Origin of the sequence: Obesumbacterium proteus (assembly GCF_001586165.1) — a bacterium.
GTDB lineage: Bacteria > Pseudomonadota > Gammaproteobacteria > Enterobacterales > Enterobacteriaceae > Hafnia > Hafnia protea.
The window spans coordinates 376,160-389,973 of the sequence record NZ_CP014608.1 but is presented as its reverse complement, the minus strand read 5'-3'; the positions used below and the strand labels follow the sequence as shown (position 1 = coordinate 389,973).

The window sequence follows — 13,814 nt, the reverse complement described above, 5'->3', positions numbered from 1 at the left end:
ATGGCCGTTGATGATACCCAGCCTCTGATTAGCCATTTAATCGAGCTACGTAAGCGACTCTTAAATTCGATTATTTGTATTCTGGTGGTGTTCCTGGCGCTGGTCTATTTTTCCAACGACATTTACCACCTGATTGCATCGCCGCTGATTAAGCAGTTGCCACAGGGCGCTAGCATGATCGCCACCGATGTCGCATCGCCGTTCTTTACGCCGATTAAGCTAACGATGATGGTGTCGGTGTTTGTTTCTGCGCCGATGATTTTGTACCAGATTTGGGCTTTTGTGGCTCCAGCCCTTTATAAGCATGAACGTCGTTTGCTGATGCCATTGCTGGTTTCAAGCTCGTTCCTGTTCTATTTAGGTATGGCGTTTGCCTACTTTATCGTGTTCCCACTGGCGTTTGGTTTCTTTGCGAAAACCGCACCGATTGGTGTGACAATCGCTACGGATATCAATAACTATCTCGATTTCGTTATGGCGCTCTTTATGGCGTTTGGCGTGTCGTTTGAGGTTCCGGTAGCCATTATTTTGCTGTGCTGGAGTGGGGTGACTACGCCAGCAGAGTTAAAACAGAAACGCCCATATGTGATCGTGGGTGCCTTCGTTGTGGGCATGTTGCTCACGCCGCCTGACGTGTTCTCACAAACACTGCTGGCGATCCCAATGTGTATCCTGTTTGAAATCGGCGTATTCTTCGCTCGGTTCTACGTGGGTAAACGTCGTTCTCGTGATGAAGAGGATGAGGGAAGCGAAGAAGATACCGACGAGCAGCCAAAACAGGGCTGACACAATAAGTGCCAGAGGCCGCCGAAAGGGCGGCCTCTTTACATGGTTTTTGGAGTGCTTTCATGCTGGATATTGGTGTTAACTTAACAAGCAGTCAGTTTGCCAAAGATGTTCCTCAGGTGGTCGAGAGAGCACGTATGGCTGGGGTGAGTGCTATGTTGGTCACCGGTTCCGACGTCCACGAGAGCAAACGCGCTATCGCCATGGCGCAGGAGTATCCAGACTACTGCTGGGCAACGGCCGGTGTTCATCCACACAATGCCAGCTCATGGGATCAGCAATGCGCCGAGGAGATCGCCGCGTTGGCTGCTTTGCCAGAAGTCGTTGCCGTTGGCGAATGCGGCCTTGATTTTGACCGCAACTTTTCGACCCCAGACGAACAAGAGCGAGCTTTTACCGCCCAGTTGGCGTTGGCATCAGAGCTCAACAAACCGCTGTTTTTGCATTGCCGTTCGGCACATGAAAAATTTATCTCTCTATTGCGTCCGTGGTTAGCCAAAATACCCGGCGCGGTAGTACATTGTTTTACCGGTAGCCGTGAAGAGCTACATGAATGTTTGGATCTGGGGCTTTACATCGGCATCACTGGATGGGTTTGTGATGAGCGACGTGGCCTTGAGCTGCGTGCCATGCTGCCCGAGATCCCAACTGAGCGTCTATTGCTTGAAACGGACGCCCCCTATTTACTGCCGCGTGACTTAGAAAACAAACCTAAATCGCGACGTAATGAACCCTGTTTCTTACCGCACATCGTTTCACAGGTCGCTGGCTGGCGTCAGCAGGATGTGGAGTGGTTAAAGCAGGTTACTGAAAATAATGCCCGCCAACTTTTTCGGCTGGTATGAGTAAGGAGAATAACGTGAGCTATGCATTTCCAGGGGCCTTCCCAGGCCGTCGTCTGCGTCGTGTTCGTCGCCATGATTTCAGCCGTCGTTTAGTTGCTGAAAATGTCCTGACCGTAGACGACCTGATTTATCCCGTGTTTGTCATGGAAGGCAAGAATCATCAGGAAGAAGTTTCCTCAATGCCGGGTGTGCACCGTATGACAATCGATCTGCTGGTCAAAGAAGCAGAAGCGATTACCAAACTGGGCGTACCGGTATTGTCGTTGTTCCCTGTTATTGGCACAGACAAAAAATCACTGCACGCTGAAGAAGCTTATAATCCTGATGGATTAGTGCAGCGCGCCGTTCGTGCGCTGAAAGATGCGGTTCCTGAGTTGGGCTTACTGACCGATGTGGCGTTAGACCCTTATACCACTCATGGGCAGGATGGGATTATCGACGCTGATGGCTACGTCATTAACGATATCACCAAAGAGATTTTGGTGCGTCAGGCGCTCTCTCATGCCGAAGCCGGTGCTGAAATTATCGCTCCGAGCGATATGATGGATGGTCGTATCGGTGCCATTCGCGATCAGCTTGAAGCCCAGCAGATGGTCAATACCCAGATCATGGCGTATTCCGCGAAGTATGCTTCTTGCTACTACGGCCCATTCCGTGATGCATTGGGCTCTTCTGGCAATCTGAAAGGGGGCAACAAGAAAACCTATCAGATGGATCCAGCCAACAGCGATGAAGCCTTGCAGGAAGTTGCTCAGGACCTGCAAGAAGGCGCTGATATGGTGATGGTAAAACCGGGTATGCCGTATCTGGATATGGTACGTCGTGTGAAAGACACCTTTGGTGTGCCGACCTTTGCCTATCAGGTTTCCGGCGAGTATGCGATGCATATGGCCGCAATCCAAAATGGCTGGCTGCAAGAAAAACCAGCGATTATGGAGTCTCTGATTTGCTTCAAACGTGCGGGCGCTGACGGCGTGCTGACTTATTTCGCCAAACGTGTTGCCCAGTGGCTGCATGATGCAGAAATGAATCGTTAATCGCTGTTTGAAGAAAACAAGAACCGCCGTTGATATCTCACGGCGGTTTTTTTGTTTAACGCTTTTCGAAATCCGTATTCTCAACGCTTTGCTGAACGGGTTTATTGAGCAGGTTAAGCAATAGAATGGCGCGTTTTTCGCCATCGGCTTCGCTGTAAATGGCTTCAAAACCTTCAAATGCACCGCTGGTGATCACAACGGTATCGCCAGGCGCTGGTGTATCCGGATCAATGCGTTCAGTAAGGGGAGCCATCATCAATTGCTTGATGACCTTAAAAGGAATAGTGGCCGGAAGAGATCCAAATCGAACGAAATGGCTGACCCCGCGCGTAGACTGTACCGTGGTGGTGTGAATTCTTTCGGGATCAAGCTCGATAAACATGTAGTTAGGGAACATAGGTTCCTTCACCTGTGTACGTTTGCCGCGTACGATTTTTTCCAACGTAATCATTGGCGTAAAGCAAGGAATTTCCTGACGCGTCAGATGTTCTTTCGCACGCTCTAGTTGACCTCTTTTGCAATACAGCAGATACCACGATTCCATAACAACCTACTATTTAATGACTTACCCAGAGCATAGCAAAAGGTCGGATTGATAGACAGTTTCAGGTATTTATAGCGAGTATTGCCCATTGTTTACCCCGCGGTTTTACATTTTTTGCCACTTCAGGCAGAAGATCACAGCGTTGAACATAATTATTAGTTATAAATGTCGGCCTATATAACCACTCGGGTTAGGTGTGGTTTCGGCGTGATAAAACGCAATAAAATCATTCTCAATGTCAGGAGAAATTTCCATGGAGTTGTTTTTACTGAGTAACGGTAAGGTTTCCGGTGAATCTGAATTGCTGGGTTATGCAAAAGGGCCTATTCAGTCCATGCTGCTAAGCAAGAAGATACGTTCTGCCGTACTGGTACCCTATGCTGTGATCCGCGGTAACTACGACGCGCGTGCCGCAGAGTTAGAAAACTCTTTAGGCATTCAAGTGACAAGTCTGCATCATTTTGACGATCCGGTTAAAGCGATTGAAGAGGCGGAATGTATTCTGGTGAGCGGCGGTAATACCTGGTTGCTGAACCAAATGCTGCATGAGAATGGCTTGATTGTGCCGATTCAGCGTGCGGTACGTGAACGTGAGATCCCTTATATCGGCTGGAGTGCCGGTTGTAACGTGGCAACGCCAAGCATTCGTACCACCAACGATATGCCAGTGCGCAACAGCGTGGTATTGCCTGCGCTAGGTCTGTTCCCTGTTCAGATCAACCCACACTATATTGATGCCCACCTGAGTGGTCATATGGGCGAAACGCGCGACGAGCGTATTGCTGAGTTCTGTGCGGTGAATCCAAGTGAATATGTGATCGCGTTGCGTGAAGGCAGCTTGCTGCATGTCTCTGGCGATGAGTTGGAATACTACAGCGTGAAAGCTCAGGGCTATAAAGTGTTCCGTCACAACCAAGAAACCCATGAGTATTTTGATACGCAAGCATTGGCCGAGGTGGTGCCTTTCCGCTGTCGTTAATCGCTAGTGAGTGAAGAGATACCGTTTGTTGCTGGCAGCCTATCGAATGATAATGCTTATTAAAGCAATTAGTTACCTGCTTGTAACAAAAGTGCAGCAACCAAAGTGAAGAACGCTTATAATGGGTTCTTCACCAGCCCAATAAGAAAGCTATGAAATACCGTGACTTGCGCGAATTCCTCTCTTTGCTGGAACAGAGAGGTGAGCTAAAACGCATCAGCCAGCCAATCGATCCTTATCTGGAAATGACAGAAATAGCTGACCGCACTTTGCGTGCCGGTGGCCCAGCGTTGTTGTTTGAAAACCCAAAGGGGTATGACATTCCTGTTCTGTGTAACCTGTTTGGCACCGCGAAGCGTGTCGCCTTAGGTATGGGACAGGAAGATGTTAGCGCATTGCGTGAAGTCGGTAAGCTGTTGGCATTTTTAAAAGAACCGGAGCCGCCAAAGGGGTTTCGCGATCTGTTTGATAAACTGCCTCAGTTTAAACAGGTTCTGAATATGCCGACGAAACGGCTGAGCACCGCGCCGTGCCAAGAGTTGATTTGGCAGGGCGATGATGTGGATTTAGGCCGTATTCCGGTGATGCATTGCTGGCCGGAAGACGCTGCACCGCTGATTTCGTGGGGGCTGACGGTGACCCGAGGCCCACATAAAGAGCGGCAGAATCTTGGCATCTATCGCCAGCAGGTTTTGGGCAAGAATAAAGTGATTATGCGCTGGCTGTCTCATCGCGGCGGTGCGCTTGATTTCCAAGAGTGGTGCCAAGCACATCCCGGTGAACGCTTCCCGGTGTCTGTCGCGTTAGGTGCCGATCCGGCAACAATACTCGGTGCGGTGACACCGGTGCCGGATACGCTTTCTGAATATGCTTTTGCCGGACTATTGCGCGGCAATAAGAGCGAAGTCGTTAAATGTATTTCTAACGATCTGGAAGTGCCCGCCAGCGCTGAAATCGTGCTGGAAGGTTATATCGAGCCGGGTGAAATGGCGCCAGAAGGACCTTATGGCGACCACACGGGTTATTACAATGAAATCGATAATTTCCCCGTTTTTACCGTGACGCATATTACCCAGCGTCGTGATCCTATTTACCATTCGACCTATACGGGACGTCCACCGGATGAACCTGCGGTGATGGGGCTGGCATTAAACGAAGTTTTCGTGCCGATTCTGCAAAAGCAGTTCCCGGAAATCGTGGATTTTTATCTGCCGCCGGAAGGGTGTTCATATCGCATGGCGGTCGTCACCATGAAGAAACAGTACGCCGGTCATGCCAAACGCGTGATGATGGGCGTCTGGTCGTTCTTACGCCAATTCATGTACACCAAATTCGTCATTGTTTGTGATGATGATATCAATGCTCGAGATTGGAACGACGTTATTTGGGCAATCACTACTCGAATGGATCCCGCGCGTGATACGGTGATGATTGAAAATACACCGATAGATTATCTTGATTTCGCTTCACCTGTGTCGGGGCTGGGTTCCAAAATGGGACTGGATGCCACCAACAAATGGCCGGGCGAAACACAACGCGAATGGGGACGCCCCATTGTTATGGATGAAAAAGTCCGCACGCGGATTGATGCCATCTGGGATGAACTGGCAATTCTGGAAGATAACCATACTGACGCTAAGAATAGCCGCAAGCCTAATTAACGGTGGCTGTCTGGTTATGCAAAACCCATTATCCGATAGAGTAACTACATGACAACGTTGAGCTGTAAAGTCACTTCCGTTGAGGCTATCACCGATACGGTTTATCGCGTTCGCTTAGTGCCGGAAGCACCGGTTTCGTTTCGCGCGGGCCAGTATTTGATGGTTGAAATGGATGAGCGTGACAAGCGTCCGTTCTCTATGGCTTCAACGCCATTGGAAAAGGATTTTATCGAACTGCATATCGGCGCTTCAGAGATCAATCTCTATGCGATGGCGGTAATGGATCGCATCCTGAAAGATCGTGTGGTGAATGTTGATATTCCTCATGGCGACGCTTGGCTGCGCGAAGAGGGAGATCGTCCATTAGTGTTGATCGCCGGTGGTACCGGATTCTCCTACACTCGCTCTATTTTAATGATGGCGCTGGCAGAGCAGCCTAATCGTGAAATCGCGATTTATTGGGGTGGACGTGAATCCAAGTATTTGTACGATCTGGCCGAGTTAGAAGCGCTGCAAGAAAAGCATCCACAGCTGAAAGTTATCCCTGTGGTTGAACAGCCAGAAGAGGGCTGGAATGGCCGAACTGGCACCGTTTTGAGCGCTGTTCTACAAGATTACGGCTCGCTGGCGGCATACGACATCTATATCGCTGGGCGTTTTGAAATGGCGAAGATTGCGCGTGAGCGTTTCTGTGCCGAGCGTGAAGCCAAAGCAGAGCATATGTTTGGCGATGCGTTTGCGTTCATCTGATATAACGCATCTGCTAGTAGGGTGTATCGGCTGCTAGCAGATGATGTTCTGCCAGAAATAAAAAACCCGCCCCTGACAGGCGGGAAGTACGGCAACTAAACTTTTGTACCCGTTATGCTTCAAGCGGTAAGCAACAGAGTTGGTTAAACCCGCTCGAACACGGTCGCAATACCCTGACCTAATCCAATACACATGGTTGCCAGACCAAACTGTACGTCACGGCGTTCCATCAGATTCAGCAGCGTAGTTGAGATACGTGAGCCGGAACAGCCGAGTGGATGGCCTAAGGCGATTGCACCGCCGTTAAGATTCACCTTCTCATCCAACACATCCAGCAGACCTAGATCTTTTAGACATGGTAGGGTCTGAGCCGCAAACGCCTCGTTTAATTCAAACTGCCCAATATCTGAAATACTCAGTCCGGCGCGCTTTAAAGCGAGCTGTGTCGCGGGCACGGGACCATATCCCATAATGGAAGGATCGCAGCCGACCACGGCCATCGAACGGATACGTGCGCGTGGTTTCAAGCCCAATGACTTGGCGCGTGATTCGCTCATCAACAGCATGGCCGATGCACCATCGGAAAGTGCCGAGGAGGTGCCCGCCGTTACGGTGCCATTCACCGGATCGAAGGCGGGCCTTAACGCTGCCAAGCTGGCGACGGTGGTTTCAGGGCGAATAACTTCATCATTGAACAGCATTTTCAACACGCCATCGGCATCGTGGCCTGCGGTAGGGACGATCTCGTTTTTAAATGCGCCAGAAGTTGTGGCGGCATAGGCGCGCTGATGCGAGCGAGCGGCAAATTCATCCTGCATTTCACGGCTGATTTTGTGCATTTTCGCCAGCATTTCGGCGGTCAGCCCCATCATGCCAGCCGCTTTGGCAACGGTGCGGCTTAGGCCTGGGTGGAAATCAACGCCGTGGCTCATCGGTACGTGACCCATATGTTCAACGCCGCCAATCAGGCTAATCTGTGCGTCACCGATCATAATGGCGCGAGCAGCATCGTGAATCGCCTGCATCGATGAACCGCACAGGCGGTTAACCGTCGTTGCCGGTACGCTATGCGGCAGTTCAGCCAACAAAGCGGCGTTACGTGCAATATTAAAGCCTTGCTCCAACGTTTGTTGTACACAGCCCCAGTAAATATCATCGATCTCTTTTGCATCGACGTTTGGATTGCGACTGAGCAGTGAACGCATCAGATGCGCCGAGAGGTCTTCGGCTCGAACCTGACGATATGCGCCGCCTTTTGAGCGGCCCATTGGCGTGCGGACGGCATCAATAACTACCACGTTTTCAATTGAACGGTTTTCCATGATTCCTTCCTTAAGCCTGTTGAGTGGCGCTGGAGGCCATCGTTGCGTCTGTCTCAATCGGCGCCGCCGCCGGATAATAGGTCGCATTGGTTTCTGCTTTGGCGCGCAGGCCGGCCGGTACCTGATACAGCTCACCTAAATGCTGATAGCGCTGAGCCATTTCGACATATTGCGTGGTGCCGATGGTGTCTAGGTAGCGGAATGCACCGCCGTGGAACGGAGGGAAACCAATGCCATAGACCAGCGCCATGTCTGCTTCAGCGGGGCTTGCCACGATTTTTTCTTCGAAACAGCGCACGACTTCGTTGATCATCGGGATCATCATTCGAGCGATGATCTCTTCATCACTGAACTGTTCATTAGATGGTGCAACCTCTGCTAGAAGAGCCGCAGTTTGTTCGTCCTGTACTTTACGTGGTTTGCCTTTGCTGTCTTGCTCGTAGCGATAGAAGCCCACGCCGTTTTTCTGACCAAAGCGCTGTGCATCAAACATCACATCCACCGCATCGCGATAGTTTTTCCCCATACGCTGCGGGAAACCTTGAGCCATCACCGCTTGAGCATGATGTGCTGTGTCGATGCCGACGACGTCGAGCAGATAAGCAGGGCCCATAGGCCAGCCAAACTGCTTCTCCATCACTTTATCAACTTGGCGGAAATCAGCCCCGTCGCGCAACAGCAGGCTAAAACCGGCGAAGTAAGGGAACAGCACGCGGTTGACGAAGAAACCAGGGCAATCATTCACCACGATCGGTGTTTTGCCCATTTTGGTGGCATAAGCGACAACGGTACCAATCGTTTGATCGGAGGTTTTAGCACCGCGAATGATCTCTACCAATGGCATGCGATGTACTGGGTTAAAGAAGTGCATGCCGCAGAAGTTTTCTGGGCGTTGCAGCGAGGCTGCCAACTGATCGATAGGGATGGTGGAGGTATTCGAAGCCAGAACCGCGTCTGGTTTGATCAATGATTCTGCTTCCGCTAAGACGGCAGCTTTAATTTTTGGATTTTCAACAACGGCCTCAACCACGATTTGCGCATGTTCAACACCTGCGTAGTTCAGCGTTGGTTGGATTGTAGAGAGGATCTGCGCCATTTTCAGGCCATTGATCTTCCCACGTTCGAGCTGTTTGTTGAGGAGTTTGCCTGCTTCATTCATACCAAGCACCAGCGATTTTTCACTGATGTCTTTCATTAACACCGGCGTGCCTTTCAGCGCAGATTGATAGGCGATACCGCCGCCCATAATACCCGCACCGAGCACCACAGCCTGCGAAGGGACTTGTCCAGACTGGGCAAGTTTCTTTGCTTTGCCTTTTACGAACTGATCGTTAAGGAAAATGCCAACCAGAGCGCGAGCTTGGGTGGTGCGGGTTAATGGCACAAAGCTGGCGGTTTCAAGCTTAAGCGCTTCGGCACGTTTTAAACCAGCAGCGGCTTCAATGGTTTTCACCGCGGTGATTGGCGCAGGATAGTGTTTCCCTGCAGTTTGCATCACCATGCCTTTGGCCGTGGTGAAGCTCATCAGCGACTCAATTGGGCTGAGTTTTAACGGTTCCAGTTTTGGCTGGCGCTGTGCTTTCCAATCTAGTTGGCCATCGATGGCTTGGTGCAGCATTTTAAGTGCGCCGCTAACCAGTTTATCTTGCGATACCACCGCGTCGACTAAACCGACTTTGAGGGCTTGTTCAGCGCCAATATCTTTACCGGCGGCAATGATCTCCAGTGCGCTATCCGCACCGAGTAGGCGCGGCAAACGAACCGAGCCGCCGAAGCCAGGCATAATTCCTAGCTTAGTTTCAGGCAGACCAATGCGAACGTCCGGCGTAGCGATGCGGAAATCGGTGGCTAATACACATTCACAACCACCGCCCAACGCATAGCCATTTACGGCGGTAATGGTGGGTACAGGTAAATCTTCTAAGCGGTTAAATACGCTATTAGCGAAGTTAAGCCATTCCGTGAGTTTTTCTGCTGGGGCAGCAAAGAGAGATAAGAACTCGGTGATATCTGCGCCAACGATAAAAGCGGCTTTGGTCGAACGCACCAGTAGACCACGCAGCTGCGGCTGTTTTTCAAGCACGTCTAAGGCTGCGCCTAAGCTGGCAACAGTTTTGGTATCCAGCTTGTTAATGGCGGCTGGGGCGTCAAATACCAGCTCGGCAATGCCGTCTTCGAGCCAGTTTACATGTAGGTTTTCGCCTTGGTAGAGCATCGTGATCTCCTGAATCAGCGCAGTTGATCTGGTATGACCAGATGCTTTGAAGTGTGGGTTTAATGTTAAAAAAATGCAAACAAAACATTGCGCATTTGCAAACTTGATCACAGAGAGCTGAACGGGATTTTTGCCAACTTCCTGTTTTTAAGGAGGGCTGTGATAAGATGGAAAAATTCGTTGTGGGCAAAGGGTCATTTACATGGAAACATTAGCTTCGTTGTATTCTGAACACATGGAAACGCTGCAGCAGCGCACCCGTGAGGTTTTAGCGCGTAGTCAATTGGATGGATTACTTATTCATTCTGGTGAGTTGCTATCGTTGTTCTTAGACGATCGCGATTATCCGTTTAAGGTGAATCCTCAGTTCAAAGCCTGGGTGCCGGTGACTCAAGTGCCTAATTGCTGGCTGTGGGTAGACGGGGTGAATAAGCCGAAACTGTGGTTCTACTCTCCCGTTGATTACTGGTATAGCGTTGAACCACTGCCAGAAGCGTTTTGGACTTCTCATGTAGAAATGACCGCTTTGCGTAAAGCGGATGACATCGCACAGCTGTTGCCAAGTGCGCGCGATCGTATTGCCTATATCGGCTATGTGCCGCAGCGTGCGCAGTCTCTGGGCATTAAAGCCGAAAATATCAATCCGCAGGCCGTGCTGGATTATCTGCACTACCATCGCGCATATAAAACCGGCTATGAACAAACGTGTATGCGCGAAGCGCAAAAGACGGCGGTAGTTGGGCATCAAGCGGCGTTAGAAGCATTCCAGTCGGGTATGAGTGAGTTTGATATCAATCAGGCATATCTGACGGCAACAGGGCATCGTGATACGGATGTTCCTTACGACAATATCGTGGCGCTGAATGAGCATGCTGCGGTTCTCCACTACACCACGTTACAGCATAAGTTGCCTTCTGAAGTCCGTAGCTTCTTGCTTGATGCGGGCGCGGAGTATAACGGCTATGCGGCTGATTTAACGCGTACCTACGCGGCTAAAAGCGATAGTGATTTTGCAGCCTTGGTCAGCGATATGAACAAAGAGCAGCAGGCGCTGATCGCGACACTGAAATGTGGTGTTCGCTACACGGATTACCATCTGCAAATGCATCAGCGTTTGGCAAAATTGCTCAAGAAACACCATATCCTGAAAGACATCAGTGAAGAAGCTGCCGTGGAGCAAGGGCTGACATGTCCATTCCTACCGCATGGCTTGGGGCATCCGCTTGGGCTACAGGTTCATGATGTTGCAGGTTTTATGCAGGATGAAAATGGCACTCATCTGGCCGCGCCAGAAATGTATCCATTCCTACGCTGCACGCGCATCATGGAACCGGGTATGGTGATGACCATCGAACCTGGTCTGTACTTCATTGATTCACTGCTCGCGCCGTGGAAAGAAGGGAAGTTCAGTCAGCACTTTGATTGGGCTCGCATTGACGCTTTCCGCCCTTACGGCGGGATCCGTATTGAAGATAACGTTATTTTCCACGAGAAATCAGTGGAAAATATGACGCGCGATCTGCATTTGGATTAATGAGTCAGCCTTATCTTATTCCCGCTGAGGCGCTGAGCTTCAGCGAGGAAATCAAAAAAAGCCGCTTCATTACCTTGTTGGCACATACGACGGGTAGCGAAGCGGCAAAAGCTTTTGTCACTCAGGTGAAATCCGAGCATCCTGATGCGCGTCATCATTGCTGGGCGTTTGTTGCTGGTGCGCCGGATGATTCCCAACAGTTAGGTTTCTCAGATGATGGTGAACCGTCGGGAACGGCGGGAAAACCCATGCTTGCTCAACTGATGGGCAGTCATATTGGTGAAATTACGGCGGTCGTCGTGCGTTATTATGGCGGCATCCGATTGGGAACCGGTGGTTTGGTTAGGGCCTACGGGGGTGGTGTTCAGCAAGCATTAAAACTTTTGCCGGTAGCGCGTAAAGTGCCACAGGCTGAGTATACTTTGCAGTGTGACTATGGATTATTGACCCAAGTTGAAGCCGTCATAGCGCAGGCTGGGGGCGAGATCTTGCAGAGTGATTATGCTGTTGATGTGCTGCTGACGGTGAGTTTGCCAGTGCTGGTTGTCGAAGACGTCGCTGAAAAGTTACGCAACATGAGCCGTGGCTCATTGCAATTACATCAGACTTCGTAATAATCCCCCGCATTATCTTTTTTGTTGTACTTATTACTCTTTAATTGAGCAAGGAACGTGCCCGAATGCATTTTCGTGCCATTATCCGCATCGTCGGTTTACTCGTCATATTGTTCTCCGGAACTATGATTATCCCGGGGCTTGTTGCCCTGATTTATCGTGACGGTGCAGGCCGGGCGTTTACTCAAACTTTCTTTGTTGCGCTAACGATTGGTACTTTACTGTGGTGGCCACAGCGTAAACAAAAACATGAGTTAAAACCGCGCGAAGGTTTTTTGATTGTCGTGCTGTTCTGGACGGTGTTGGGCAGCGTTGGGGCATTGCCTTTCCTGTTTTCAGAACGTCCGAACCTCAGCGTGACAGATGCCTTCTTTGAATCTTTCTCAGGCTTAACGACCACAGGGGCAACGACACTTGTTGGTTTAGATAACCTCCCTAAAGCTATTTTATTCTATCGACAGATGCTGCAATGGCTTGGTGGTATGGGGATCATCGTCTTGGCCGTAGCCATTTTGCCTATTTTGGGCGTAGGTGGATTACAGCTCTATCGCGCTGAAATGCCGGGGCCGCTAAAAGATAATAAGATGCGCCCACGTATTGCTGAAACGGCCAAAACATTATGGTTCATCTATGTTCTGCTCACCGTTGCGTGTGCCGTGGCGCTATGGGGCGCGGGGATGGATGTTTTCGACGCGATTTCTCATAGCTTCTCAACTATCGCGATTGGCGGATTCTCAACGCACGATGCCAGCATAGGCTATTTCAACAGTCCTACTATCAATACCATCATTGCGGTATTCCTACTGATTTCCGGCTGTAACTTCAGTTTGCACTTTGCGCTCCTTAGCGGGCGAAGCCTGAAAGTGTATTGGCGCGATCCTGAATTCCGTATGTTCATTTTTGTTCAGTTGACGCTGGTGGCGGTATGTACCCTTGTTCTATGGTGGCATAACGTTTATCAAACGGGGCTACAAACGGTGAATCAGGCGTTTTTCCAAGTGGTATCGATGGCGACAACCGCTGGTTTTACCACTGATAGCATTGCGCACTGGCCGTTATTCCTGCCTGTGCTTCTATTATGCTCCGCATTCATCGGGGGCTGTGCGGGTTCAACAGGCGGGGGGCTGAAAGTCATCCGTATTCTGCTGCTGTTCTTGCAGGGGTCGCGTGAACTTAAGCGACTGGTGCATCCTAATGCGGTCTACACCATCAAGCTAGGTAGCCGAGCCTTGCCGGAGCGTATCCTTGAAGCGGTGTGGGGGTTCTTCTCTGCCTACGCATTAGTCTTCATCATTAGCATGCTTGCGATTATCGCGACAGGGGTTGATGATTTTTCTGCGTTTGCTGCAGTGGTCGCTACTTTGAACAACCTCGGCCCAGGGTTAGGGGTGGTTGCAGATAACTTCACCTCGATGAATGATGCGGCTAAATGGGTACTTGTCGTCACCATGCTGTTTGGTCGATTAGAAGTCTTCACCTTATTAGTGCTGTTTACGCCTACGTTTTGGCGTAACTAAAGTATTCACG

At 50.4% G+C, this 13,814-nt stretch carries 12 protein-coding genes; 9 read left to right on the top strand and 3 right to left on the bottom strand.

Annotated features, from left to right (window positions below):
* The 3 genes from tatC to hemB all read left to right on the top strand — a co-directional run bounded on the left by tatC (nt 1) and on the right by hemB (nt 2,668).
* On the top strand, nt 1–786 hold the full coding sequence (gene tatC, locus DSM2777_RS01910; protein ID WP_025802235.1) for a Sec-independent protein translocase subunit TatC: 786 nt from the start codon (nt 1–3) through the stop codon (nt 784–786).
* A 62-nt stretch (nt 787–848) separates the two neighbouring features.
* Nucleotides 849–1,631 carry a 3'-5' ssDNA/RNA exonuclease TatD gene (gene tatD / locus DSM2777_RS01905; protein ID WP_061553034.1) on the top strand — a complete coding sequence of 261 codons (783 nt, stop codon included), beginning with the start codon at nt 849–851 and terminating at the stop codon, nt 1,629–1,631.
* Between the two features lie 14 nt (nt 1,632–1,645).
* Nucleotides 1,646–2,668 (top strand): porphobilinogen synthase, encoded by a 1,023-nt coding sequence (hemB, locus tag DSM2777_RS01900; protein ID WP_061553033.1) that lies wholly within the window; start codon nt 1,646–1,648, stop codon nt 2,666–2,668.
* A 55-nt stretch (nt 2,669–2,723) separates the two neighbouring features.
* Here the strand turns inward: hemB and rfaH are convergent, their stop codons facing one another.
* The gene (gene rfaH / locus DSM2777_RS01895) at nt 2,724–3,212 is read right to left on the bottom strand and encodes a transcription/translation regulatory transformer protein RfaH (RefSeq protein ID WP_046459664.1); all 489 of its coding nucleotides are present in this window, start codon (nt 3,210–3,212) and stop codon (nt 2,724–2,726) included.
* Nucleotides 3,213–3,465: 253 nt separating this feature from the next.
* Between rfaH and pepE the strand changes: the two genes are divergently transcribed.
* The 3 genes from pepE (at nt 3,466) to fre (ending at nt 6,602) form a co-directional block, all read left to right on the top strand.
* Nucleotides 3,466–4,191 (top strand): dipeptidase PepE, encoded by a 726-nt coding sequence (gene pepE, locus DSM2777_RS01890; protein WP_061553032.1) that lies wholly within the window; start codon nt 3,466–3,468, stop codon nt 4,189–4,191.
* Between the two features lie 152 nt (nt 4,192–4,343).
* Complete coding sequence (ubiD, locus tag DSM2777_RS01885; RefSeq protein WP_043490327.1) at nt 4,344–5,852, top strand: 4-hydroxy-3-polyprenylbenzoate decarboxylase; 1,509 nt, start codon at nt 4,344–4,346, stop codon at nt 5,850–5,852.
* A gap of 48 nt (nt 5,853–5,900) precedes the next feature.
* Nucleotides 5,901–6,602 carry an NAD(P)H-flavin reductase gene (gene fre / locus DSM2777_RS01880; protein WP_046459662.1) on the top strand — a complete coding sequence of 234 codons (702 nt, stop codon included), beginning with the start codon at nt 5,901–5,903 and terminating at the stop codon, nt 6,600–6,602.
* Nucleotides 6,603–6,745: 143 nt separating this feature from the next.
* On the opposite strand, the gene fadA is transcribed toward fre, so the two are convergent.
* The gene (gene fadA / locus DSM2777_RS01875) at nt 6,746–7,909 is read right to left on the bottom strand and encodes an acetyl-CoA C-acyltransferase FadA (RefSeq protein ID WP_043490348.1); all 1,164 of its coding nucleotides are present in this window, start codon (nt 7,907–7,909) and stop codon (nt 6,746–6,748) included.
* Nucleotides 7,910–7,934: 25 nt separating this feature from the next.
* Complete coding sequence (gene fadB / locus DSM2777_RS01870) at nt 7,935–10,139, bottom strand: fatty acid oxidation complex subunit alpha FadB (protein ID WP_061553031.1); 2,205 nt, start codon at nt 10,137–10,139, stop codon at nt 7,935–7,937.
* A 202-nt stretch (nt 10,140–10,341) separates the two neighbouring features.
* On the opposite strand from fadB, the gene pepQ reads away from it, so the two are divergent.
* From pepQ to trkH, 3 genes are all read left to right on the top strand, one after another.
* On the top strand, nt 10,342–11,673 hold the full coding sequence (pepQ, locus tag DSM2777_RS01865) for a Xaa-Pro dipeptidase (RefSeq protein ID WP_061553030.1): 1,332 nt from the start codon (nt 10,342–10,344) through the stop codon (nt 11,671–11,673).
* Nucleotides 11,673–12,287: an IMPACT family protein gene (locus tag DSM2777_RS01860; protein WP_046459659.1), complete on the top strand. Its 615-nt coding sequence runs from the start codon at nt 11,673–11,675 to the stop codon at nt 12,285–12,287. Before pepQ ends, DSM2777_RS01860 begins: the two co-directional genes overlap by 1 nt.
* 65 nt (nt 12,288–12,352) lie before the next feature.
* Complete coding sequence (trkH, locus tag DSM2777_RS01855; RefSeq protein WP_025802255.1) at nt 12,353–13,804, top strand: Trk system potassium transporter TrkH; 1,452 nt, start codon at nt 12,353–12,355, stop codon at nt 13,802–13,804.
* Nucleotides 13,805–13,814 lie beyond the last annotated feature (10 nt).

Excerpts from the sequence above, each read along its gene's own strand:
- tatC (WP_025802235.1), top strand. The coding sequence starts at position 1 with ATGGCCGTTGATGATACCCAGCCTCTGATTAGCCATTTAATCGAGCTA.
- tatD (WP_061553034.1), top strand. The coding sequence starts at position 849 with ATGCTGGATATTGGTGTTAACTTAACAAGCAGTCAGTTTGCCAAAGAT.
- rfaH (WP_046459664.1), bottom strand. The coding sequence starts at position 3,212 with ATGGAATCGTGGTATCTGCTGTATTGCAAAAGAGGTCAACTAGAGCGT.
- pepE (WP_061553032.1), top strand. The coding sequence starts at position 3,466 with ATGGAGTTGTTTTTACTGAGTAACGGTAAGGTTTCCGGTGAATCTGAA.
- ubiD (WP_043490327.1), top strand. The coding sequence starts at position 4,344 with ATGAAATACCGTGACTTGCGCGAATTCCTCTCTTTGCTGGAACAGAGA.
- fre (WP_046459662.1), top strand. The coding sequence starts at position 5,901 with ATGACAACGTTGAGCTGTAAAGTCACTTCCGTTGAGGCTATCACCGAT.
- fadB (WP_061553031.1), bottom strand. The coding sequence starts at position 10,139 with ATGCTCTACCAAGGCGAAAACCTACATGTAAACTGGCTCGAAGACGGC.
- pepQ (WP_061553030.1), top strand. The coding sequence starts at position 10,342 with ATGGAAACATTAGCTTCGTTGTATTCTGAACACATGGAAACGCTGCAG.
- DSM2777_RS01860 (WP_046459659.1), top strand. The coding sequence starts at position 11,673 with ATGAGTCAGCCTTATCTTATTCCCGCTGAGGCGCTGAGCTTCAGCGAG.
- trkH (WP_025802255.1), top strand. The coding sequence starts at position 12,353 with ATGCATTTTCGTGCCATTATCCGCATCGTCGGTTTACTCGTCATATTG.